The sequence below is a fragment of the Streptomyces sp. NPDC058459 genome (genome assembly GCF_042721685.1).
Classification (GTDB): Bacteria; Actinomycetota; Actinomycetes; order Streptomycetales; family Streptomycetaceae; genus Streptomyces.
The window spans coordinates 1-22,397 of the sequence record NZ_JBHXLV010000105.1 but is presented as its reverse complement, the minus strand read 5'-3'; the positions used below and the strand labels follow the sequence as shown (position 1 = coordinate 22,397).

General features: G+C 71.7%; 19 protein-coding genes. 9 read left to right on the top strand and 10 right to left on the bottom strand.

Features of this window, described 5'->3' with window-relative positions:
• Position 1 precedes the first annotated feature (1 nt).
• Both ACFWN1_RS19980 and ACFWN1_RS19975 read right to left on the bottom strand, forming a co-directional pair.
• Positions 2-928 carry a hypothetical protein gene (locus tag ACFWN1_RS19980; RefSeq protein WP_384363648.1) on the bottom strand — a complete coding sequence of 309 codons (927 nt, stop codon included), beginning with the start codon at positions 926-928 and terminating at the stop codon, positions 2-4.
• 186 nt (positions 929-1,114) lie between these two features.
• Entirely contained in the window at positions 1,115-1,885 is a 771-nt protein-coding gene (locus tag ACFWN1_RS19975; protein ID WP_384363646.1) for a TetR/AcrR family transcriptional regulator, read from the bottom strand.
• A gap of 103 nt (positions 1,886-1,988) precedes the next feature.
• Here ACFWN1_RS19975 and ACFWN1_RS19970 point away from each other — a divergent pair, with 103 nt between their 5' ends.
• Positions 1,989-2,375 carry a VOC family protein gene (locus ACFWN1_RS19970; RefSeq protein ID WP_384363644.1) on the top strand — a complete coding sequence of 129 codons (387 nt, stop codon included), beginning with the start codon at positions 1,989-1,991 and terminating at the stop codon, positions 2,373-2,375.
• A 290-nt stretch (positions 2,376-2,665) separates the two neighbouring features.
• On the opposite strand, the gene ACFWN1_RS19965 is transcribed toward ACFWN1_RS19970, so the two are convergent.
• From ACFWN1_RS19965 to ACFWN1_RS19955, 3 genes are all read right to left on the bottom strand, one after another.
• On the bottom strand, positions 2,666-3,268 hold the full coding sequence (locus ACFWN1_RS19965) for a hypothetical protein (RefSeq protein ID WP_384363643.1): 603 nt from the start codon (positions 3,266-3,268) through the stop codon (positions 2,666-2,668).
• A 168-nt stretch (positions 3,269-3,436) separates the two neighbouring features.
• A complete protein-coding gene (gene katG / locus ACFWN1_RS19960) occupies positions 3,437-5,677 on the bottom strand; it encodes a catalase/peroxidase HPI (RefSeq protein ID WP_384363641.1) in 2,241 nt (746 codons plus the stop codon).
• A 36-nt stretch (positions 5,678-5,713) separates the two neighbouring features.
• Positions 5,714-6,154 carry a Fur family transcriptional regulator gene (locus tag ACFWN1_RS19955; RefSeq protein ID WP_384363639.1) on the bottom strand — a complete coding sequence of 147 codons (441 nt, stop codon included), beginning with the start codon at positions 6,152-6,154 and terminating at the stop codon, positions 5,714-5,716.
• Between the two features lie 314 nt (positions 6,155-6,468).
• Here ACFWN1_RS19955 and ACFWN1_RS19950 point away from each other — a divergent pair, with 314 nt between their 5' ends.
• The gene (locus tag ACFWN1_RS19950) at positions 6,469-7,632 is read left to right on the top strand and encodes an acyltransferase family protein (protein ID WP_384363637.1); all 1,164 of its coding nucleotides are present in this window, start codon (positions 6,469-6,471) and stop codon (positions 7,630-7,632) included.
• A 61-nt stretch (positions 7,633-7,693) separates the two neighbouring features.
• On the opposite strand, the gene ACFWN1_RS19945 is transcribed toward ACFWN1_RS19950, so the two are convergent.
• The 3 genes from ACFWN1_RS19945 to ACFWN1_RS19935 form a co-directional block, all read right to left on the bottom strand.
• On the bottom strand, positions 7,694-7,930 hold the full coding sequence (locus tag ACFWN1_RS19945) for a chaplin (protein WP_384363650.1): 237 nt from the start codon (positions 7,928-7,930) through the stop codon (positions 7,694-7,696).
• Positions 7,931-8,230: 300 nt separating this feature from the next.
• Positions 8,231-10,387, bottom strand: coding sequence for a discoidin domain-containing protein (locus tag ACFWN1_RS19940; protein ID WP_384363635.1), 2,157 nt, complete (start codon positions 10,385-10,387; stop codon positions 8,231-8,233).
• A 199-nt stretch (positions 10,388-10,586) separates the two neighbouring features.
• The gene (locus ACFWN1_RS19935) at positions 10,587-11,678 is read right to left on the bottom strand and encodes a GNAT family N-acetyltransferase (protein WP_384363634.1); all 1,092 of its coding nucleotides are present in this window, start codon (positions 11,676-11,678) and stop codon (positions 10,587-10,589) included.
• 283 nt (positions 11,679-11,961) lie between these two features.
• On the opposite strand from ACFWN1_RS19935, the gene ACFWN1_RS19930 reads away from it, so the two are divergent.
• A complete protein-coding gene (locus ACFWN1_RS19930; RefSeq protein ID WP_384363632.1) occupies positions 11,962-13,176 on the top strand; it encodes a chitinase in 1,215 nt (404 codons plus the stop codon).
• A gap of 269 nt (positions 13,177-13,445) precedes the next feature.
• The gene (locus ACFWN1_RS19925) at positions 13,446-13,895 is read left to right on the top strand and encodes a hypothetical protein (RefSeq protein ID WP_384363630.1); all 450 of its coding nucleotides are present in this window, start codon (positions 13,446-13,448) and stop codon (positions 13,893-13,895) included.
• A gap of 55 nt (positions 13,896-13,950) precedes the next feature.
• Here the strand turns inward: ACFWN1_RS19925 and ACFWN1_RS19920 are convergent, their stop codons facing one another.
• Positions 13,951-17,325: a pyruvate carboxylase gene (locus tag ACFWN1_RS19920; protein ID WP_384363628.1), complete on the bottom strand. Its 3,375-nt coding sequence runs from the start codon at positions 17,323-17,325 to the stop codon at positions 13,951-13,953.
• Between the two features lie 76 nt (positions 17,326-17,401).
• The gene (locus ACFWN1_RS19915; RefSeq protein ID WP_384363626.1) at positions 17,402-18,259 is read right to left on the bottom strand and encodes a hypothetical protein; all 858 of its coding nucleotides are present in this window, start codon (positions 18,257-18,259) and stop codon (positions 17,402-17,404) included.
• Positions 18,260-18,540: 281 nt separating this feature from the next.
• Between ACFWN1_RS19915 and ACFWN1_RS19910 the strand changes: the two genes are divergently transcribed.
• The 5 genes from ACFWN1_RS19910 to ACFWN1_RS19890 all read left to right on the top strand — a co-directional run.
• Entirely contained in the window at positions 18,541-20,202 is a 1,662-nt protein-coding gene (locus ACFWN1_RS19910) for a sensor histidine kinase (RefSeq protein WP_384363624.1), read from the top strand.
• A complete protein-coding gene (locus tag ACFWN1_RS19905; protein WP_384363622.1) occupies positions 20,199-20,606 on the top strand; it encodes a roadblock/LC7 domain-containing protein in 408 nt (135 codons plus the stop codon). The genes ACFWN1_RS19910 and ACFWN1_RS19905 overlap by 4 nt, the downstream gene beginning before the upstream one ends.
• Complete coding sequence (locus ACFWN1_RS19900) at positions 20,603-20,950, top strand: DUF742 domain-containing protein (protein ID WP_384363620.1); 348 nt, start codon at positions 20,603-20,605, stop codon at positions 20,948-20,950. Before ACFWN1_RS19905 ends, ACFWN1_RS19900 begins: the two co-directional genes overlap by 4 nt.
• The gene (locus ACFWN1_RS19895; protein ID WP_384363618.1) at positions 20,931-21,545 is read left to right on the top strand and encodes an ATP/GTP-binding protein; all 615 of its coding nucleotides are present in this window, start codon (positions 20,931-20,933) and stop codon (positions 21,543-21,545) included. Before ACFWN1_RS19900 ends, ACFWN1_RS19895 begins: the two co-directional genes overlap by 20 nt.
• A partial coding sequence (locus ACFWN1_RS19890; protein ID WP_384363616.1) for a cytochrome P450 occupies positions 21,545-22,397 on the top strand: 853 nt, incomplete at its 3' end. The genes ACFWN1_RS19895 and ACFWN1_RS19890, both read left to right, overlap by 1 nt.

The window sequence follows — 22,397 nt, the reverse complement described above, 5'->3', positions numbered from 1 at the left end:
GTCAGGAACGGCGTGCGCGCGTGGCGTACACCGTTCCGGCCCCCACGGCCAGCACGAGCGCGGCCCCACCCGCGAGCATGCCGACCGGGGCACCCGCACCGGTCTCCGCCAGCGGCGGGTTGCCGCCGTTCGGCGAGGACTTGGGGGCGGGCGGGCTCGGCTGGACCGGCGGGACGTCGGCGCCGGTGGTAGGCGTCGCGCCGGGCTTCGGGCTCAACGGAGGCGTGCTGCCCTCGGCGGGCGCGCTCGGCTCGCTCCCGGCCGGCGGCGCGCTCGGCGCCGGGCTCGCGGAGGTCTCCGGCGCGGACGGGGTCGGGGTGGCCGACTCCGGCGTACCGGACTCGCACCGCTTGTCCCCGCCGTTCCAGGCGGCTATCAGGTGGTACGGGGTGAGGACGCCGGTGCGCACGTCGGGCAGCGGGCCGTGGCCCTCGCCCTCCTTGCCGTCGTAGACCACGTCCTCGCCGTACAGGTCGATCTGACCGAAGCAGGACGGCGTCCGCACGCTCAGCTTCTGCCAGGTGCGGCCGTCGTCGTCCTTGCCCGCGACATCCTTGGCGGTGAGGTGGACGGTGGACTTGTCGATCATTTCCTGACGGCCGGAGGAGGCCCAGTCCGGCCCCTCGGTGCTGTACTCGGCCAGGGAGACGGGGTAGGCGCACCCCTCGCCGACGCTCCGGCCGGGCGCGAGGCGGACCTCGACGGTGCCGGGGACGGTGTCCCACCGGTGGAACCCGCCCTGCGAGGACCAGTCGGCGCCTATGACCTCGCCGTCCGCCCCGACCAGGCGGTACTGCACGGTGGCGGACGAGCAGGCGCCGCCGTCCTGGGCGTGGGCCGCGGTGGCGCCGATCAGGGGCGCGGCGGCCGCAGCGAGGAAGGCCGCGGCGGACGTGGCGAGAAATCTGGCTGGTTGCGAGCGTGCCAAGGTGAGCCTCTGTACGTTCAAGGGTGTGGGAGGTGGCCGGGCGCGCGCGAACCGGCGCGCGGCGCCCTCGTCCCTTCGCCCGCCCGAGGCGGAGCGAGGACGGTCAGAGTCTTGTCTTCTTTACAACTCCCGTCAATTTTCCAGAAGTTGCGCATCATCACCGCCGTGACCGGACCGGTCTGACGGCTACCGGGAACGGCTCGCGACGAGGTGGGCGAGACCGTCCAGAATGCGCCGCAGCCCGAAGTCGAAGGCGTGTTCGGGGTTGTACACACCCTGATGCGCCGCTCCCGCGGCACTTCCGACCCTGGCCGCGAGGGGGAACCTGTCAGGGTCGAAGACCTTCGTCAGAAGCGGTTCGTTGGCCGCCCACCACTGCTCGTCGGACATGGCGGTGTCGCGGGCGGCAGCCTGGGTGTCGAAGTCGGCGCGGGCGACGGACTGGACGAAACCGAGCAGGAAGGTGAGAGCCGCGTCCATCTCGATGTCGTCGAGGCCTAGGCCGTCGAACGCGGCCAGTTCGTGTTCGTACTTGGTCATGAGTCCGGGCCCGAGCGGCGGGCGCGTGGTGGGCAGAGTCGCGACCCAGTGGTGGCGCCTGAAGAGGTCGCGGTTCTCGCGCGCGACGGCCTCCACCCTCACGCGCCACGGCGCCGCCGCGTGATCGGCACGCGGCATCTGCGACTGTACGGCGTCCAGCATGAGGTCGAGCAGTTCGGCCTTGCCCGGGACGTACGTGTAGAGCGTCATCGGTGTGACGCCGAGCCGCTGGGCGACACCGCGCATGGTCAAGGCGTCCAGGCCACCGGAGTCGGCGAGTTCGACGGCGGCCTGGACGACGGCGTCGACCGTCAGGCCCTGCTTGGGGCCGCGCCGGGAGCCGTGCTGTCCGGGCTCGCGCCACAGCAGTTCCAGAGTGCGGGCGGGGTCATAGGCGCCGCTTCGTTCCTTGGCCACGCGCTCCATTCTTCCCCTCAGGACCCCGGCACCTCACCCCGCGTACTCTGTACAATGTACAGAGTACGACGTACAGAGACTGTGACGAGCCGCAGGAGCAACCATGAAGATCACTTCCACCGCTGTCTCCCTGAACGTCGACGACGTGCCCGCGTCAGCCGGATTCCTGGTCGGGCACTTCGGCTTCCAGGAGGTCATGGCCGCCGAAGGCTTCGCCTCGCTCGTCCGCGAGGACTCGATCAACGTGATCTTTCTCCAGCGCGGCACCGAGGTCCTCCCCGAGGGTGTCCGAGACCAGCGGGCCGCGGGTGTGATCATCGCGTTCACCGTGGCCGACCTGGAGGCCGAGTACGAGCGGCTGCGCGGCGAGGGTGTGTCCATCACCATGCCGCTGCGTGAAGAGCCGTGGGGTGAGCGCCTCTTCCAGGTCACCGACCCGAATGGCGTGATTCTCCAGCTCGTGGCCTGGGCCACCCCCGACGGGTGCTGACGGTCTCGCCGGGCGAGCGGGGGTGTGGCGGGACGAGATCTCCGGCCCGGGGGCGACGGCGTAGCTGCGCCGGCTGATGGCGCTGCGCGCGGACTCGCTGCGGTTCAGCGGCAAGACGGGTACGTGTGCTTGCGTCCGCGGCACGAGATCGGTGTGGTGGAGGCGGACTCCGGCGACAGGGTGGCACCCGCGGCGCTGACCCGCGCGGACCGCTGGGCGTCCTCGGCCCCGGTTCCGGCCCCGGAGATCGACCTGGCCATCGCGGGGCGCGCTGCGCGGGTGAACCCGGCTCAGCCCCGGCCGCCGCTGAGCCGGCGCCACTCGGGTCCGACGCGTCTCCACTCCTCGTCCCACTCCGCGAGCCGGCGCCGGACGAGCGAGTTGCACGCCAGCCGTCCGGAGGCCCAGACGGCCGTGCCGGTGATCTGGGCGACGAGGACGCCGGTGAGGACGGTCTGGAGCATGGCCTCGGCCAGCGATGCGGGCGGCGGGACGGTGCGTCCGGTGCCGTCCGTCCACAGGGTGACGGTGGTCCCGGCCGGGGTGCCGGGGCTGACCTTGGTCCGGTCGGTGTGCACGGCGCCCTTGCCGTCACTCCAGCGCACCTCGGCCCACACCCGGTCGTCGTCGTAGCCGCCGCGCGAGGGCGCAGTCCTCGGCGCCGGCCCGGTGAGCACCGCGCGGACCTCGTGCACCTGGTCGCGGCGGGCGGACAGTGAGGTGTCCACGGAGTGCGCACCGGCCCCGCCCGCGAGCACACCGCCCAGGACGACGAGGATCCAGGTGAGGAGCACGACCCACGCCTCGACGAGGTCGCCACGCCGTCTCAGTGGGTTGCGCCGCCAGCGCCAGAGTCGTAGCGGGGTGATCGTTTCCGGAGGTGTTCGAGTCATCGGCAGCCGCCTCCTCTCGCCTGCCCACACCACCATCGTGCACCTGACCCGGCGAGCCCGCAGTACGGGCGGCCGGGGCGCGAGAAGCGCAGGCGGGAGCGGGTGCCGGGAACAAGGGGGCGCCCCCGAACCGGTTCGGCTCGGGGGCGCCGCTCTCGTCCGGCGAACTCAGGCGAGGTCGAACCGGCCCAGGTTCATCACCTTGTGCCACGCGGCGGCGAAGTCCTTGACGAACTCCTCCTTGGCGTCGTCGGAGGCGTACACCTCGGCGACGGCACGCAGCTCGGCGTTGGAGCCGAAGACCAGGTCGGCACGGGTGCCGGTCCACCGGGCCGCGCCGGTGGAGGCGTCGCGGCCCTCGAAGGTGGCCTGGTCCTCGGAGGTGGAGCTCCAGGTCGTGCCGAGGTCGAGCAGGTTGACGAACCAGTCGTTCGTCAGCACGCCCGGCGTCTCGGTGAAGACGCCCAGGCCGGAGTCCTGGTAGTTGGCGCCGAGGACCCGCAGACCGCCGATGAGGACGGTCAGCTCCGGGGAGCTGAGGGTCAGCAGGTTGGCCCGGTCGACCAGTGCGTACTCGGCGCGGCCGGGGTTGCTGCCCTTGCCTGCGTAGTTGCGGAAGCCGTCGGCGGCGGGCTTGAGCGCCTCGAAGGACTCGATGTCGGTCTGCTCCTGGCTCGCGTCCACACGGCCCGGCGTGAAGGGCACGTCGACCGGGAAGCCGCCGTCCTTCGCGGCCTTCTCCACCGCGGCGTCACCGCCGAGGACGATCAGGTCGGCCAGGGAGACGTGCTTGGCACCGGCGGAGGCGTTGAACTCCTCCTGGACGCCCTCCAGGGTGCGCAGCACCAGGGCGAGCTGGTCGGGGTCGTTGGCCTCCCAGCCGCGCTGCGGCTCCAGACGGACACGGGCGCCGTCGGCACCGCCGCGCTTGTCACTGCCTCGGAAGGTGGACGCGGACGCCCACGCGGCGCTGACGAGCTGCGCCACGGTGAGACCGGAGTCGAGGATCTTCCCCTTGAGCGCGTCGGCGTCGGCCGCGTCGATCGGCTCGCCCTGCGGCTGGGGCAGCGGGTCCTGCCACAGCAGCGTCTCCTCCGGGACCTCCGGGCCGAGGAGCAGCGACTTCGGGCCCATGTCGCGGTGGGTCAGCTTGTACCAGGCGCGGGCGAAGGCGTCCGCGAACTCCTCGGGGTTCTGGTGGAAGCGCCGGGCGATGGGCTCGTAGATCGGGTCGAAGCGCAGCGACAGGTCCGTCGTGAGCATGTTCGGCGCGATCTTCTTGTCCGGGTCGAAGGCGCTGGGCACGGTGCCCTCGCCCGCGCCGTCCTTCGGCTTCCACTGCTTGGCGCCGGCCGGGCTCTCGGTCAGCTCGTACTCGTAGCCGAAGAGGTTGTCGAAGAAGCCCTGGCCCCACTGGGTGGGGGTGTTGCTCCAGGTGACCTCCAGGCCGGAGGTGATGGTGTCGGCGCCCTTGCCGGTGCCGAAGCTGTTCTTCCAGCCGAGGCCCTGCTGCTCCATCGGGGAGTCCGCCGGGTCGGGGCCGACGTCGCTCGCCGGGCCCGCGCCGTGGGCCTTGCCGAAGGTGTGGCCGCCCGCGATCAGGGCGACGGTCTCCTCGTCGTTCATCGCCATGCGGGCGAAGGTCTCGCGGATGTCGCGGGCCGCGGCGATCGGGTCGGGGGTGCCGTTGGGGCCCTCGGGGTTGACGTAGATCAGGCCCATCTGGACGGCCGCGAGGGGCTCCTCCAGCTCACGGTCACCGGTGTAGCGCTCGTCGCCGAGCCAGGCGGTCTCCCGACCCCAGTACACGTCGGCGTCGGGCTCCCAGGCGTCCACGCGGCCGCCGCCGAAGCCGAAGGTCCTGAAGCCCATGCTCTCCAGCGCGACGTTGCCCGCGAGGATCATGAGGTCGGCCCAGGAGATGTTCCTGCCGTACTTCTTCTTCACCGGCCACAGCAGCCGGCGGGCCTTGTCCAGGCTCACGTTGTCCGGCCAGCTGTTCAGCGGGGCGAAGCGCTGCTGGCCGGTGCCGCCACCGCCGCGGCCGTCCCGGGTGCGGTAGGTGCCGGCGCTGTGCCAGGCCATCCGGATCATGAACGGGCCGTAGTGCCCGAAGTCGGCGGGCCACCAGTCCTGGGACGTGGTGAGCACCTCGGCGAGGTCGCGTTTCACGGCCGGCAGGTCGAGGCCGAGGAACGCCTCGGCGTAGTCGAACTCCTCGCCCAGCGGGTTGGCGACGGCCGGGTTCTTGGCAAGGACCTTCAGGTTGAGCTGCTTGGGCCACCAGCGGTCGTTGCCGCTGCCGAGCGCCGGGTGCAGGGACGTCGCGCTGTCGCCGTGGGCCACGGGACAGCCACCGGTCTCCTCGGGCTTCGGGTCGGTGACGATCGCGTCTGCGTTTTCAGGCATGTCAATCCTTCCGGAAAGGGCGAGATAACCCGGCGCTCAGGAGCTGCGGCCGGTGGAACAGTCGGAGCAGATGCCCCAGTACACGACCTCCGCCTCGTCGATGGCGAAGCCCCGGTTGTCGGAGGCGGTCAGGCAGGGCGCGTGGCCCACCGCGCAGTCGACGTCGGCGACGGCACCGCACGACCGGCACACGGCGTGGTGGTGGTTGTCGCCGACGCGTCCCTCGAACCGGGCGGGGCTGCCCGCCGGCTCGATCCGGCGTATCAGGCCGACGGCGGTGAGCGCGTGCAGGGCCTCGTAGACGGCCTGCACGGAGATGTGGCCCACCCGCTCGCGGACCTGGGAGGCGACTGCCTCGGCACCGAGGTGGTCGCCCGCGCGGACGGTCTCCAGCAGCGCGACGCGGGCCGCCGTGACGCGGAGGCCCGCAGCGCGGAGGTCCGCGGCGGCGGTGGTCGGAGGCTGGGATGCGGTCATGAGGGAAACCTATCGCCATAAACCTGAGAGATTCAAGTAAACGAACTAGTCAAGTTTTCGAGCCCTGGTCTCTGACTTCACAGGGTGATCGGCCCCCGCCGGCAGGTACCGGAGAAAAACGGAACCCGAGGTGTTGGTTCCCTGACGGGGCCGCGCTCACCCGTCCGGGCACTGCGGGCACGCCATCCGTGGCAGAGCGGGAGGTGTCTCGTTCGGCAGCGGTGTGACGTTTGCGGCATCAGGTGAATGTGGGGGTGCGGCAGGGCACCAGTCCCCTTCATGCCCCACGCGAACCTCCAGCGGCAGGTGATCGGATGACCACGGCGACGACCCGGACGCCCCGGACACCGCCCGCCCGGCCCGGCGCGGCCACCGACCGGCCGACCCCGCCGGGCGGCCCGGGAACCTCGCTGCCCTCGCTGACCGGGCTGCGCTGGCTGGCGGCCCTGCTGGTGTTCGGACTGCACATCAACAACTTCGGCTATCTCGGCGGCCAGGCCGGCCGGCTCGTCTCCTGGGCCTTCACCCCCGGCGGCACCGGAGTGTCGTTCTTCTTCGTCCTGTCCGGCTTCGTACTGACCTGGTCGGCCCGGCCGGACGACCGGGCACCCGGCTTCTGGCGGCGGCGGATCGCCCGGGTCTATCCGGTGCACCTGGCCACCGCCCTCCTCGCGGTCACCGTGGCCTTCGCGATGGGCAGACCGGCGCTCCCGACGTGGAAGCAGACCCTGGCGAACCTGTCACTGACACACTCGTGGTGGCAGCCGTGGTGGCAGACGCTCAACCCGGTCAGCTGGTCGCTGGCCTGCGAGGCGTTCTTCTACGCGCTCTTCCCCGCCCTGTTCTGGCTGCTGCGCCGGCTGAACGCGCGCGGGACGCTGGTGCTCGGTGCCCTGGCGGCGGTGACCGCGCTGGTCCTGGCCTGGGCGGACGCCCACCACTGGCTGAGCCAGCCGCTGTACTCGCTGCCCGCGGCCCGGCTGCCGGAGTTCGTGCTAGGCACGGTCACCGCCCGGCTGGTGCTGCTCGACCGCTGGCGCGGCCCCGGCCTGGAGGGCTCGCTCGCCCTGGCCATCCTCGGCTACTTCCTCGTCCCCCAGGTGGCGCCCGGCTACGCGGCCACGTCCTGCACCCTGGCCGGGTTCACCCTGCTGATCCCGGCGGCGGCCGTCGCCGATCTGCGCGCGCTGCCCTCACTGTGGCGGGGGCGGCGGCTGGTACGGCTCGGGGAGCTGTCGTTCGCGTTCTACATGGTGCATCTGCTGGTGCTGCGCGCGGGCATCTCCGTACTGGGCGACAAGCCGCGGTTCGGCGCGGTGGCCGGGACCGGGGTGACCGCGGCCGCGTTCGCGGTGTCGCTCGGGTTGTCCTGGGCGCTGTTCGAGGGGGTGGAGCGTCCGGTGCGGCGCCTGCTGCTGCGGGGCCGCCGGACGGAGGAGCTTCCCCCGGTCCGGAAGGAGCCGGTCACGGCCGACTGAACCACGGCAGCGGGGTGCCGGCCCCTCGCGTGAGAGGGACCGGCACCCTTCGCGTGCGCCGTCAGGAGTTGGCGCAGATGTTGCCGAACGCCGGGTTCAGCAGGCCCACGACGTCGATCGTGTTGCCGCACAGGTTGACCGGGATCTCCACCGGGACCTGGATGACGTTGCCGGAGGCGACGCCGGGGCTGTTGGCGGCGACACCGGTGACGGGGTCCGGGTCGGCCGCCTGGGCCGCGGTGGCGCCGGAGAGGGCAAGGGCGCCCGCGAGGACGGCCGTTGTAGCAAGCTTGCGCATACGCATGAGGTGCCTCACTGGATCGAGGTTGGGGACCCCTCCATCACAGCGGCAGCCCGGTCGGTACGCCCGCAGTGTTACTCCGTTCGGGCGGCAGCCCCCGGTCCGGGGCCGTCCGAGGCGGGAGCGGGAGGCTCCCGGTGGGTGAAGTCGGCCCGGTCGTCCAGTAGTTGACCTGGACGACCGGCCGCTCGGGCGTCCGACCGGGCCGGGGACCGTGACGCAGGGCCGCGCGGCCCTCCGTCACGCCACCCTAGGCGTGTCGCGCGGGCCCCGCCTTCCGGGCCCCGCGCACCCGCCCTACGGGAACTGAGTGATCTTGGACGGGATGGTGTCCGACCCCGAGGTGGGGGCGCCGGTGTTGTTGACGACGTGGGCGTACTGGCCCTTGCCGCCGAGCGAGATCACCAGGATGTCGTGCAGCTTGACCCCGGAGTTCACCGGCACCTGGAAGCCGTGCGCCTGGACGATGGAGGAGTCCGCGGTGAAGTAGCAGTAGCTGCCCAGACCCCATGCCTCGTGCGAGGTGACCGAGTCGGCGACCTTGTAGGCCGCGTAGCCGACGATGCCGTCATGGGTGATGGCGCCGGAGTTGGGCACGTCGTACGCCTTCTCGTTCTGGAAGAAGATCGTGCGCCCGCGCTGCCCGGCCCAGTACACGTCGTACTTGTTGTAGTGCTCGACGAACAGGCCGGTGGCGAGGACGTCGTTGCCGTTGACCCGCAGCCCGTAGTCGGCGCGGTTGGTGTCCCAGCCGACGCCGCTGCCGTGGTCGGCGCGCCACAGCCAGGTGTGGTCGATGATGACGTTGTTGCTGTTGACCACGACCGAGTTGGTGGCGAGGCCGGGGCCCGCGCCGCCGATGCGCACGAACACGTCCTGCATGGTGGTGGGGTTGGCCGCGTGGTCGGCGGTGGAGCCGGCCGGGCCGATCCGCAGCAGGGTGTCGGAGTTGGCGCTGCCCGCGTCGATGAGGAACCCGGCGAGCCTGACGCCGTCCACGTCGGCGACGTGCATGGCGTCGACGCCGTTGTCCGGGACGATGGTGGCGAGGCCGAGGCCGAGGACCACGGTGTTGGCGCGGGTCACCTCGATGGCCCGGTCCAGGTGGTAGACACCCGGGGTGAACAGGAGGTTGAGGCCCTGGGCGAGCGCCTGGTTGATGGTGGCGGCGGTCGCGCCGGGCTTGACCACGTAGAACTGGTCGAGCGGGAGCGAGGTCCCGGCGTTGGCCGGCCAGGAGACGCCCCGCGCGTTGGTGCGCTTCGCCGGGACGAACACCTTGTACGTGGAGCCGTCGAGGTAGAGGAACGGCTTCTCGCGGGAGACCGGGGTGTTGTCCAGCGTGGTGTACGGGCCGTTGTCGAAGTTGGTCGCGGGCGCGCCTTGCACACCGCTGAAGACCATGTTCCAGACGCCGTTGGTCCACCCGCCGACCGAGCTGTCACGGGTGTACCACTGCTGCTGGGAGTACGGTCCCACGGTGCCGTCGATCTTGGAGTCCGCGATGTAGCCGCCGGAGGCCCAGCCGTAGCCGTTGGGCGAGAGGTTGAGCCCGCCCTGGACGTGGATGCGGCGGAACGGGGCGGCCTGCGCGACGGCCCAGCGGTCGGTGCCGTTGACCGGGCGGATGGCGAGGTTCTCCGCCGAACGCCAGAAGTTCTGCGTGGCGTTGCCGTTGAACCAGCCCGCGTCCACGGTGATGTCGCCGTTGATCTGGACGTCGTCGGGGTTGAGACCGAGGCCGGAGACCGACGTGTAGAAGCCGAGCTGGGCGTTGATGTTGTTGTACGTGCCGGGCTTCATCAGGAACTGGTAGCGGGCGGAGCCGAACTGGTTCGACTCCTGGCCGGCGAAGACGCTGTCGAACTTCTGCTGGAGGTTCGGCGTGCTCGGGTCGACGACGATCACGTTCGGGCCGAGGTCGCCGCCGCCCTGCACCGGCGGGACACCGGTGGTGCCGGTGTGCACGGCCATCTCCCACAGCGAGTAGCCGTAGGTCGTGCCGCGGGCGGTCCCGTTGACACGGACGTAGCGGCCGGAGCCGCTCACCGCGTACGAGGTGGTGCCGCCGGTTCCGCCGGTGACGGTCTTGAGCGTGGTCCAGTTCGTGCCGTCGGTCGAGCTCTGGAGCTGGAAGTCCTTGCCGTAGGCGGCCTCCCAGTTCAGGTCGATACCGCACAGGTCCTGCACCGAGCCGAGGTCGACGCGGAGCCACTGCGGGTCGGCGAACTCGCTGGACCAGCGGGTGCCCGTGTCGCCGTCGAAGGCGGCGGAGGCCGGGGTGCCCGCGTTCTCGGTGGACGAGGCGGTGGCGGGCCTGCCCTGCGCGGCGTTGGCGGTGTTGCAGCCGGCCTGGGCGCTGTCCGTAGCGGCGGCGGCCGGAGGTTGGAGGGTGGGCAGGGCGAGCAGTGCTGCCGTGGCGGCGAGCGCTGTCCCCAGGGATCTCAGTCTCATTGCGGCTCCCTGCGACTGCGGGACCGGGATACGGCCCCTGCTTAGTTCATGTTTTGATTTAAGGGATGAACCAAACGGGCGCAAGCCTTCGGAAGCCAAATCCTTTCCGCACAAGGGCGTTCACACCCAGCGGCCGTTCACATCCGGGCGGGACTGTCCGGACCATGTGCTTTGGTCCCGACAGTCCCGCCCGGTGAGGTCAGCGCCCCGGCCGCCCGTGAGTGCGCAGTTGACCGACCGTCTTCAGCAACCGATCTGCGGGCGAACGCAGTTGAGGGTGGGCGAGTACGGTGTTGCGCAGTCCGCGTACCGGCCGGCGCCATACCCGCTGGGCCATGGCCACGGGATGGGCGCGGGCCGCGAAGCCCTCGCCGACCCGCAGTTCGCGGGTCTTGAGCCAGTCCTTGTACTCCTTGTCGCCCCGCCCGAGGTCGACCAGGGTCACACCTTCGCGGGCGGCACTCTCGGCCGTGCGCAGGTGCATCATCAACCCCGGTGAGTAGTAGCGCAGTTCGGGATCGTAGGCGGTGAACCAGGCGGCCAGGACGGTGCTGGAGCGGGGTCCGAAGTGGGCGGCGACCGGGCGGTCACCCGCGTACAGCACGGAGAGCACGCCGGTGAAGTGCTCCTCGCGGACATGGAAGAGGTGGTTCACCAGGTCCACGATCCAGGGGCGGGCGAACCGGTCCATGCGGCCGGTGCGGCGGTACTGGGCCGACTTCCAGCGCATCAGGGTGCGCAGCGCCTTCGGGTCGCGTTCGTCGAAGACGAACCGCACCTCGCCGATGTCCCGGCCGAGCCTGCGCTCCTTCTTCAGGGTCGTCTTGGCGAGCCCGGGGTAGGTGCCGCGCAGCCACTCGGCATAGGTGCCGTCGCCGGGCTTCACATCGATGACCGGCGAGGCGAAGGTGCCGGTGAGATACGGGGCGAACGGCCGCTGCTCCTGGACGAGATGGTCGAACTCGAAGATGCTGAGCCCGCAGGCGCGCAGCAGTTCGGCCGCGTCCCAGGTGACGCCGGGCCGGTGCACGAGCGCCTGGCAGTCGGAGAGTCCGAGACCGACGGCGCGTCCCGTGCCCAGCGGACCCCGTTCGAAGGGGAGGAAGCCGACCGGCTCACCGCCCTCGCGCAGCACCGCGATGCGAACACCGCCCCGGTGACGGCCGACTCCGATGGCGAACTCCGGCGCGAGGAAGGGGTTGGCGTACTCGGGTGACTCGTCCATCGCCCGGTGCCAGGCCCCGCGCAGCGCGGAGGTCAGTTCGCCGGGTCTGTGAATGGTGATCTCCACCGCGGTTCGCCCCGCCCCTCATGTGATCGCTCCCCCTCGCGCACCGCCGCTCAAACGTGGTGAAACAGTACGCTCGGCCTCCAGGGTGCCTCAGAGGGCGGACGCTTCGCCACGGTTCCGCGCAGATCGACGGGTCCGGCAAGTCCCCTGCACAGAGGGGCCGTTCACTTACTTCCGAGTAAAGAATGGGTTTGGTCCAGTCCAAAGACGTGCGTTGGACTAGACCAAGCCGGGCGCCGTCCACGAGTCTGGCAATTCCCCCACCCCCCTCTGGAGGCTCGTAGTGAGACGTCTTCGGGCATGTCTGGGCGCGGCGGCCGCCGTCACACTGGCCGCGGCCGGCACGACGGCACTGGTCGCGGGCAGCGCCTCGGGCGCCACGACCGCGCTGGACAACCGCTGGTACGCGGCGGCCCCGTATCTGATGCCGACCGACAACGACCCGCCGGACGCGGCCGCCATCATGGACGCCACCGGCCTCAAGGCGTTCCAGCTCGCCTTCGTGCTGGCGCCCAACGGCGGCGGTTGCAGCCCTACTTGGGGCGGCACCTCGCCGGTCTCCTCGGACACCGCGGTCCAGTCGGTGATCAACACCATCCGGTCCAGGGGCGGTGACGTCTCCATCTCGATCGGCGGGTACGGCGGCACCAAGCTGGGACAGTCCTGCGCCGACCCGGCGGCCACGGCGGCCGCCTACCAGCAGGTCATCACCAAGTACGGCCTGCACGCGATCGACTTCGACCTGGAGGAGCCGGAGTACGAGAACACGGCGGCCATCCACAACGAGATCGGCGCCGCCAAGATCCTCCAGCAGAACAACCCCGGTCTGTACGTCTCGGTCACCACGGCAGGCACGGCGGACGGCACCGGCTGGTTCGGCAAGCAGATGCTGCTGGAGGCGAAGTCCCAGGGCTTCACCCCGAACAACTTCTCCATCATGCCCTTCGACGGCGGCTTCAACGGCGCGGCGAGCCAGACCAGCGCGCTGGCCGACTTCAACGGCGTCCTGCGCTCCACCTTCGGCTGGGACGAGGCCACGGCCTACGCGCACGAGGGCTTCTCCGGGATGAACGGCCGCAGCGACACCGGGGAGTACTTCTCCCAGGCCGACTTCCAGACGGTGCTGGACTTCGCCACGGGCCACCACATGGACCGCTTCACCTTCTGGTCTTTGAACAGAGACCGCCAGTGCACCCCGGCCGACAACGGCGACCGCACCTCCGGCACTTGCTCCAGCGTGGCCCAGAACTCCTGGGATTTCGCCAAGTTCTCGGTGAAGTTCGCCGGCGCGACTCCGCCGAACCCGACGCCCACCCCGACCCCGACGCCGCCGAACCCCGGCAACTCCTGCAAGGCGGGCTGGAGTTCGTCGGCCGCGTACGTCAAAGGCGACGAGGTCTCCTACAACCACCACAACTGGAAGGCCAGGTGGTGGACCCAGAACGAGACCCCGAACGGCTCCGACTGGGGCCCGTGGCAGGACGAGGGCACCTGCTGATGCCGTGAGGAGGGCGCCCGCCTCCCGACGGGCCTGGACCGGACCCTCGGCTCCGTGGGTCATCGCCGTCCAAGGACGCGTTCGGCGTTCACCATGCTGAACGCGTCCGGTCGGCGGGACCTGGACCCACGGCATCGCCCTGACCAGCGGGCCGCGGGCCTACCGCCGGCACGGCTGACACGCGCTCCCACCTGCGCGAGTGGTGCGTCCGGGCGAACGGTCGTAGCGTCGGCTAATGGTCGGACACAGCACGACAGGTGGGAGCGGCCATGCGCGGATCACTGGTGGGAACGACGGTCACCCTGGCTGCGGGAGCCCTGCTCACCGCGGCGATGACGACGGCCGCGGCCAGCCCGCCCACGGCCCCCCAGCCCTACCGGACCGCGCCCGTGCTCGTCGACTGCCAGTGGAGGAAGGACGTGCGCCCGGCCGACTTCCTGCTGGCCTGCGGTGACGGCAACAGCCGGCTCAGCGGGCTGACGTGGTACAAGTGGGACTCGGGGTCGGCCGTGGCCGAGGGTGTGAACGCGGTCAACAACTGCGACCCGTACTGCGCCAAGGGCGTGTTCCGCTCCTACCACGTGACCGTGCGCCTCGACCGCCCGGCGCAGTGGAAGAGGGACCCGGACGTCCAGCGCTACACCCGGATGAGCGTCACCTACGACGACGCGCGCCCCAAGGGCTTCACCCAGACCATGGTGTACCCGCTCTGGAACTGAGCCCGCCCGTCCGTTCCGGCCCCCCGCGCAGGGGGCCGGAACGGACGCGGGCGGCTCAGACCAGTTCGACCAGCAGGTCTCCGCCCTCCACCTGCTGAATGCGGTTGATCGCCAGCCGGGACACCCGGCCCGCCTTCGGCGCGGTGATCGTGGCCTCCATCTTCATCGCCTCGATGGTGGCCACGGTCTCCCCGGCCGCCACCACGGCACCCTCCTCCACCGCGAGCGTCACCACCCCGGCGAACGGCGCCGCGACCTGTCCGGGGTTCGAGCGGTCGGCCTTCTCCGTCACCGGTACGTCGGTGGCAGCCGAGCGGTCGCGGACCTGGATGGGCCGGAGCTGGCCGTTGAGCGTGGACATCACCGTGCGCATACCGCGCTCGTCCGCCTCGCCCACCGCCTGCAGCTCGATCAGCAGCCGCACGCCGGGCTCCAGGTCGACGGCGTACTCCTTGGCCGGGCGCAGGCCGTAGAAGAAGGACTTGCTGTCCAGCACGCTGGTGTCGCCGTACGCCTGCCGGTGGGTGTCGAACTCGCCGGCCGGGCCGGGGAACAGCAGCCGGTTCAGGGTGGGCTTCGGGTCCTTCTCCAGCCCTTCGCGGTCCTCGGCGGACAGCTCCCGTACCGGCTTGGCCTCGGCGCGGCCGCGCAGCGCCTTGGTGCGGAACGGCTCCGGCCAGCCGCCGGGCGGGGTGCCCAGCTCGCCGCGCAGGAAGCCGATCACCGAGTCCGGGATGTCGAAGCGGTCCGGGTCGGCCTCGAAGTCGTCCGGCGAGACACCCGCGCCGACCAGGTGCAGGGCGAGGTCGCCGACCACCTTGGAGGACGGGGTGACCTTGACCAGGCGGCCCAGGATGCGGTCGGCGGCCGCGTACATCGCCTCGATCTCCTCGAAGCGGTCGCCGAGGCCGAGGGCGACGGCCTGGGTGCGCAGGTTGGAGAGCTGGCCGCCGGGGATCTCATGGTGGTAGACGCGGCCGGTCGGGGAGGCGAGACCCGCCTCGAAGGGGGCGTAGACCTTGCGCACGCCCTCCCAGTAGGGCTCCAGCTCCTCGACGGCCTGGAGGTCGAGGCCGGTGGGGCGCTCGGAGTGGTCGGTGGCGGCGACCAGGGCGGACAGCGAGGGCTGCGAGGTCGTGCCGGCCATGGAGGCGACCGCGCCGTCCACCGCGTCGACGCCCGCCTGGATCGCGGCGAGATAGGTGGCGAGCTGGCCGCCGGCCGTGTCATGGGTGTGCAGATGCACCGGCAGTCCGAACTCGCTCCGCAGCGCGGACACCAGCTTCGCGGCGGCCGGGGCGCGCAGCAGGCCGGCCATGTCCTTGATGGCGATGACATGCGCGCCGGCCGCGACGATCTTCTCGGCCAGCTTCAGGTAGTAGTCGAGGGTGTAGAGCCGCTCGCCGGGGTCGCTGAGGTCGGCGGTGTAACAGAGGGCGACCTCGGCGACGGCGGTGCCGGTCTCCCGGACGGCGTCGATGGCGGGCCGCATCTGGTCCACGTCGTTGAGCGCGTCGAAGATGCGGAAGATGTCGACGCCGGTGGCGGCGGCCTCCCGCACGAAGGCGTCGGTGACCTCGGTGGGATAGGGGGTGTAGCCGACGGTGTTGCGGCCGCGCAGCAGCATCTGGAGGCAGATGTTGGGGACCGCCTCGCGCAGCGCGGCCAGCCGCTCCCAGGGGTCCTCGGCGAGGAAGCGGAGCGCCACGTCGTAGGTGGCGCCGCCCCAGCACTCCAGCGACAGCAGTTCGGGCAGGGTGCGGGCGACGACGGGCGCGACGGCGAGCAGGTCCTTGGTACGCACCCGGGTGGCCAGCAGCGACTGGTGGGCGTCACGGAAGGTGGTGTCGGTGACGCCGACCGCCGGGGACGCGCGCAGTTCGCGGGCGAAGCCCTCGGGGCCGAGGTGGACCAGCCGCTGCCGGGACCCCGCCGGGGGCCCGCCCGTGGGAAGCACGGGCAACTTGCTCACGGGGTCCAGGAGTTCGGGGCGCTCACCGTGCGGCTTGTTGACGGTGACGTCGGCCAGGAAGGTGAGCAGCTTGGTGCCCCGGTCGGCCGAGTGACGGGACGTCAGCAGCTGCGGGCGCTCCTCGATGAACGAGGTGGTGACGCGTCCGGCGCGGAAGTCGGGGTCGTCCAGCACGGCTTGCAGGAAGGGGATGTTGGTGGCCACGCCCCGGATGCGGAACTCGGCGACCGCGCGCCGGGCCCGTCCGACGGCGGTCTCAAAGTCCCGTCCCCGGCAGGTGAGTTTGACCAGCATGGAGTCGAAGTGGGCGCTGATCTCGGTGCCGGCGTGGGTGGTTCCGCCGTCGAGCCGGATGCCGGAGCCGCCGGGCGAGCGGTACGCGCTGATCAGGCCGGTGTCGGGGCGGAAGCCGTTGGCGGGGTCCTCGGTGGTGATCCGGCACTGGAGGGCCGCGCCGCGCAGGGTGATCCGGTCCTGGGAGAGGCCGAGGCCGGCCAGGGTCTCCCCGCCGGCGATCCGCATCTGGGCCTGGACGAGGTCGACGTCGGTGACCTCCTCGGTCACCGTGTGCTCGACCTGGATGCGGGGGTTCATCTCGATGAAGACGTGGTTGCCGTCCTGGTCGAGGAGGAACTCGACCGTGCCCGCGTTGCGGTAGCCGATCTCGCGGGCGAAGCGCACGGCGTCGGCGCAGATCCGGTCCCGCAGCGCGGGGTCGAGGTTGGGGGCGGGCGCCAGCTCGACGACCTTCTGGTGGCGGCGCTGGAGCGAGCAGTCGCGCTCGTAGAGGTGGATCACGTCGCCCTCGCCGTCCGCGAGGATCTGCACCTCGATGTGGCGGGGGTCCACGACGGCCTTCTCCAGGAAGACGGTCGGGTCGCCGAAGGCGGACGCGGCCTCGCGGGAGGCGGCCTCGATGGACTCGCGGAGCCGTGCGGGCTCCTCGACCCGGCGCATGCCCCGGCCACCGCCGCCCGCGACCGCCTTCACGAAGATGGGGAAGCCGATGTCGTCGGCGGCGCGCACCAGTTCGTCCACGTCGTTGGAGGGCGCGGAGGAGCCGAGCACGGGCACCCCGGCCGCGCGCGCGGCGGCGACCGCGCTGGCCTTGTTGCCGGTGAGTTCGAGGGTGTCGGCGCTGGGGCCGACGAAGGTGATCCCGGCCTCCTCGCAGGCGCGGGCCAGCTCGGGGTTCTCCGAGAGGAAGCCGTAGCCGGGGTACACGGCGTCCGCCCCGGCGCGGCGGGCGGCGCTCACGATCTCGTCGACGGAGAGGTAGGCGCGGACGGGGTGTCCGGGCTCGCCGATCTCGTACGCCTCGTCGGCCTTGAGCCGGTGCAGCGAGTTGCGGTCCTCGTGGGGGAAGACGGCCACCGTGCGCGCGCCGAGTTCGTAGCCCGCCCGGAAAGCGCGGATGGCGATCTCTCCGCGGTTGGCTACCAGCACCTTGCGGAACATCTGGGATTCCCTTCAGCCTGCCGGCGACGAACACCATGGTGTCAGCCACGCACTGCCCCCGTACTCCGCGGAAACACTAGGGGGTGCGGGCGTCGGCCGACGCCCGAAAATCGTCACGTTGACGTGTCCGCGTCGGGTCGGGAGGATGTACGGGCGGGATGCGGGGATACGGGACGGCGAGTGCGGGCGGGGCGGCGGGAGGGGTGACCGGCCGGGGCTTCCGGGGCTTCCCGCCGTACGGCAGGCGCGGGCGGCGGCCGCGCAGCAGCCCCAGGACGACCGCGGCGGACACGGCGATCAGGTGCTCGCGCCCGGCGAGATTGGGTACGGCGATGGACTCCCACACCATCGATCCGCCTGTCAGGGTGAAAACCACGGGGGCGCGCCGGACCACGGCCAGATAGGTGAACAGGCCCACGACGGCCGCCGAGGGGCCGGTGTCCAGGACGGCACCGCACTCGGCGGGCAGCCCGAACCCCCACCAGCCGGGGCCGAGCGCGACCATCAGCCGGGCGGTGAGGGTGCCGGCCAGCGTGGTGGCGTAGGCGATGGCCAGGGTGCGGGCGCGGCCGAGGATGAGTTCGGCGAGCGCGAAGGCCAGGAACAGCTGGGTGATGCCCGCCCATACCGGCAGGTCGAGCGCGGGGACGTACAGCGAGACGGGGGTGCGCAGCAGGGAGAGCCACAGGGGCAGGCCGGCGGTGACGCCGCCGAGCCGCCGTACCCAGACGGCGCCGAGCGGGTGCTGGGCCAGATCGTGGAAGAAGATGACGCCGGACGCGGCGACGACGGCCAGGGTCAGCCCGGACAGCCCGCGGTGCACGAGGCGTCGTACCGGGTCCACCACGATGGCGTGCCATTCGCCGCGCAGGGTGCGCCCGGTGAACCGGGCGAGGCGCGCGAGGAGGCCCGACGCCCCCCTGTCCCCCGACACGTGCCGCTCCCCCTTCGCACCTCCCCTGCCATGACCCCGTCGGGGCGGGCAGTGACAGTTCAGCGGGCCGGGGGCCGGGCGTCAAGATCTACGGCTTCGACGGATACGCGACCAGCGCCCGGTTCACGGCCAAAGCCACGATTTGGACGTCCACTTAATGGAAGGCCGCTGCATTCTTTCCACTTTGATCATCAACTCTCGTATAGTGACCGCCGGTTCCCCCAAACAGGTGATTCTCGACTCCCGACCACTCCAGCTGCCGCGAGGACCAGACCGGACCGATGACCGCGCCCACGCCCTCTGGCGACGACCGCCCCGCCCTCCGCTCACCCGCTCTCGCCCTCGTCCTGACCGCCGTCGTGTCGGCGCTCGCGCTCGGCGCGGTGGCCGCCGCCGCGCCTCGCTCGGCGCGCGACGCGCTCCTGTGGGCCGGGGGTGCGGCGGCGGTGGCGCTCTGTGTCGCGGTGACCGTGGCCGCGCACACCCGGCAGGCCGCCCGCCGCGCCCGGCGCCGAGGGGACAGTGCGCTGGCCGATGTGGGCCGGCTGGAGGGGCAGCTGACCTCGGCGGCCGAGAGGGCGCGCCGGGAACAGCAGCGGCTCATCGACGAACTGGCAGCTCAGCGAGCTGAGTTCAGCGCCGAACTGGCTCGCCTTGAGCAGGACCGCGCGCGGGAGGCGGAGCGGCTGCGCGACGAGGTGCTGCGGCTGTCCGGTGAGCTGGAGGAGGCCCGGCGCGAGCGGGCCGCGGCCGTCTCGGCCACCTCCAACACGGCGGGCCGGATGCAGGCGCTGGCCACGGCCACCCTCGCCGACCTGCGGGCGATGGAGGAGCGGCACAGCGACGAGGAGTTCCTCGCCGACCTGCTGCATCTGGACCACCGCACCGCGCAGGCCGGACGGCTGGCGGACTCCATCGCGGTGCTGACCGGGGCGCGTTCGGGACGGCGCTGGGCCCGGCCCATCGCCATGGAGTCCATCCTGCGCGGCGCGATGGGCCGCATCGGCGGCTACCGGCGGGTGCGGGTGCATTCCGCCAGCACGGTCGCCGTCGCCGGGCACGCGGCCGAGGGCGTGATGCACGCGCTCGCCGAACTCCTCGACAACGCCACGAACTTCTCCCCGCCCAGCGCCGAGGTCCATGTCTATGTGGAGGAGGTCCCGGCCGGGGTCATCGTCTCCGTGGAGGACAGCGGCCTGGTGATGGGCGATGTCCAACTGCGGCGCGCCGAACGGGCGGTGAGCGGTGACGTGTCCGGACTGGGCGGTCTGACCGGCACCCGGCTCGGGCTCTCGGTGGTCGGCAGGCTGGCCCACAGATACGGCCTGACGGTGTCGTTCCGTCCCTCGGCGCGCGGCGGCACCGGTGTGCTGATGCTGGTCCCGCAGGAGATCCTTACCAGCGCCGTTCCAGCCACCCCGGCGGCCCCAGCGGCCCAGACGGCCCCGCTGACCGAGCGCCCCGCCACACCGTCCGCCCCGACGGCCTCGGCCAGCCAGGCCGCCTCCGCTACCCCGGCCACCTCTGCCACCCTGGCCACCCCGGCCACCCCGGCCACCCCGGCCACCCCGGCCACCCCGGCCACCCCGGCCACCTCTGCCACCTCTGCCACCGAGCCTCCCGCCCCGCCCGCCGAGGAAGTCAACGGACTGCCCAGGCGGCGGCGTGGCCGCACGCTGGCCGAGGCCGAGCGGTCCCGATCGGCCGAGCGGGAGAACTCCGGGCGGACCGCGCCCGACCTCGACGAGGCCAAGGTCCGGGCGGCCCGCTTCAGCAGCTTCCGCAGGGCGGTCCGGCCCGGCGCCGGCCCCGACGACCGGGCACGGCACACCCGGCCCGACGAGACATCCGAGAGCGGCCAGGCCGACGCCCCCGCCGGCTCCCGTCCCACCTCTCCCTCCGAGCAACCGCACACGCACCTGGAAGGCGACACCACCTCATGACCGGCCCGACCACCGCCGACTCCACGCTCACCTGGCTCCTCGAGAGCCTGCTGGAGAAGACTCCGGGCGCCCGGCACGCGCTCGTCCTCTCCCGTGACGGCCTCAAGCTGTGCCGCACCCCGGAGTTGTCCGTCGACCAGGCGGACCAGCTCGCCGCGATCGCCGCCGGCATCCAGTCGCTCTCGCACGGGGCGTCCGTGGAGTTCGGCGACGGCAGCGGCGGCGTCCGCTCGGCGATGGCCGAGTTCTACGGCGGTGTGCTGTTCATCGTCGAGGCCGGCCAGGGTGCCCACCTGGCCGTGGTGACCAGCGAGGACGCCGACCCCGGAGTGGTCGGCCACACGATGAGCGAACTGGTGGAGCAGATCGGCGAACACCTGACCGCGCCGCCCCGCTCCTCATGAGCCGTCCGGGCAGGGACGACGCTCCCGACCGTCTCTACACCATCACGCGGGGACGGATCGGGAGCGGCGCCGGCGGCACGCTGGACCTGGTCACGCTGATCGTCGCCGAATCGGCGGCGGCCAGCGGCATGCAGTCCGAGCACGCGGCCATCCTGCGGCTGACCAGGTTCCCGACCGCGGTGGTGGAGATCGCCGCCGAGCTGCGCCTGCCCGTCAGCATCACCAAGGTGCTCCTGTCCGACCTCCTGGCCACCGGCCATGTCAGCGCCCGCCACCCGCACCGCCCCGCCATCACCGACCCCGACATCCTGGAGCAGGTGCTCGTTGGACTCCGCAATCTCTGACGCGCGCACCCCGTTGGGTGCCTCCGCCGACAACGGTCTGAAGATCGTCGTCGTAGGCGGGTTCGGCGTCGGCAAGACCACGCTGGTCCGCTCGGTCAGCGAGATCCGTCCCCTCAACACCGAGGAGACGATGACCCGGGCGGGCGAGCCGGTGGACGACATCGCGTTCGTGGGCGGCAAGACGGCCACCACCGTCGCCTTCGACTTCGGCCGCATCACGCTCGACGCGCGCAATGTGCTGTATCTGTTCGGGGCGCCCGGCCAGGAGCGGTTCTGGTTCCTGTGGGACCGGCTGTTCTCCGGCACGCTCGGCGCGGTCGTACTGGTCGACACCCGCCGGATCGACGACTCCTGGTACGCCATCGACCGCCTGGAACAGCACGGCACGCCGTTCATCGTGGCCTGCAACGACTTCGGCGGCCCGGTGCGCGCGGGCGCGGACGTGCGCGCGGCCCTGGACCTCGATCCGCATGTACCGCTGATCGACTGCGACGCCCGCTCCCGCGAGTCGGCCAAGGACGTCCTGATCACCCTGGTCCGCCATGTGCGGACCAGGTACGCCCAGACCTCCGGGCTCAGTGGGGAGCTGGTGTGATGCCCGAGGCCGTACCGCTCGGCGGACCCCGCTTCCAGACTGAACCCGCCTGTCTGTACCGCGAGATGCGGCGCGACCACGGCGCGGTGGTCCCGGTGGAGCTGGACGGCGGCATCCCGGCCTGGCTGGTACTGGGCTACCGCGAGCTGCACCAGGTCACGGGCGATCCGCTGCTGTTCAGCCGGGACTCCGAGCTGTGGAACCAGTGGGAGAACATCCCGGCTGGCTGGCCGCTGCTGCCGATGATCGGCCACCGCCAGCCGTCCATCCTCTACACGGTCGGGGAACGGCACCGGGAGCGCGCCGCGATGATCAGCAACGCGCTGGAGTCGGTCGACCCCTCCGAACTCCGGCGCCAGGCCGAGCGGTTCGCGGACGAGCTGATCGACGCGGTCTGCCTCTCCGGCGCGGCCGACCTGGTCACCCAGTACGCGGGACTGCTCCCCGTACGCGTCCTCGCGCACCTCTACGGCTTCCCGGACGACGAGAGTCCGGGCCTGGTCACCGCGCTCAACGACATGATCGACGGCCGGGAGAGGGCGCTGGCCGGCCAGTCCCACCTGGGTTCCTCCATGGCCCGGCTGGTCGCCGACCGCGCCGAGCAGCCCGCCGACGACGTGGTCTCCCGGATGCTGGCGGACGACAGCGGGTTCACGGCCCAGGAGATCGTCCAGGACCTGATGGTGATGATGGCGGCCGGGCACCAGCCGACCGCCGACTGGATCGGCAACTCGTTGCGGCTGATGCTGACCGACGACCGGTTCGCCGCCTCCCTGTTCGGCGGCCGCAACAGTGTCGCCGAGGCGATGAACGAGGTGCTGTGGGAGGACACGCCCACCCAGAACGTGGCGG

What these genes read in the sequence shown, in the direction of transcription:
- ACFWN1_RS19970 (WP_384363644.1), top strand. Translation starts at nt 1,989, where the DNA reads ATGAAGATCACTTCCACCGCTGTCTCCCTGAACGTCGACGACGTGCCC.
- ACFWN1_RS19940 (WP_384363635.1), bottom strand. Translation starts at nt 10,387, where the DNA reads ATGAGACTGAGATCCCTGGGGACAGCGCTCGCCGCCACGGCAGCACTG.
- ACFWN1_RS19920 (WP_384363628.1), bottom strand. Translation starts at nt 17,325, where the DNA reads ATGTTCCGCAAGGTGCTGGTAGCCAACCGCGGAGAGATCGCCATCCGC.
- ACFWN1_RS19965 (WP_384363643.1), bottom strand. Translation starts at nt 3,268, where the DNA reads ATGACTCGAACACCTCCGGAAACGATCACCCCGCTACGACTCTGGCGC.
- ACFWN1_RS19950 (WP_384363637.1), top strand. Translation starts at nt 6,469, where the DNA reads ATGACCACGGCGACGACCCGGACGCCCCGGACACCGCCCGCCCGGCCC.
- ACFWN1_RS19955 (WP_384363639.1), bottom strand. Translation starts at nt 6,154, where the DNA reads ATGACCGCATCCCAGCCTCCGACCACCGCCGCCGCGGACCTCCGCGCT.
- ACFWN1_RS19910 (WP_384363624.1), top strand. Translation starts at nt 18,541, where the DNA reads ATGACCGCGCCCACGCCCTCTGGCGACGACCGCCCCGCCCTCCGCTCA.
- katG (WP_384363641.1), bottom strand. Translation starts at nt 5,677, where the DNA reads ATGCCTGAAAACGCAGACGCGATCGTCACCGACCCGAAGCCCGAGGAG.
- ACFWN1_RS19900 (WP_384363620.1), top strand. Translation starts at nt 20,603, where the DNA reads ATGAGCCGTCCGGGCAGGGACGACGCTCCCGACCGTCTCTACACCATC.
- ACFWN1_RS19925 (WP_384363630.1), top strand. Translation starts at nt 13,446, where the DNA reads ATGCGCGGATCACTGGTGGGAACGACGGTCACCCTGGCTGCGGGAGCC.
- ACFWN1_RS19905 (WP_384363622.1), top strand. Translation starts at nt 20,199, where the DNA reads ATGACCGGCCCGACCACCGCCGACTCCACGCTCACCTGGCTCCTCGAG.
- ACFWN1_RS19945 (WP_384363650.1), bottom strand. Translation starts at nt 7,930, where the DNA reads ATGCGCAAGCTTGCTACAACGGCCGTCCTCGCGGGCGCCCTTGCCCTC.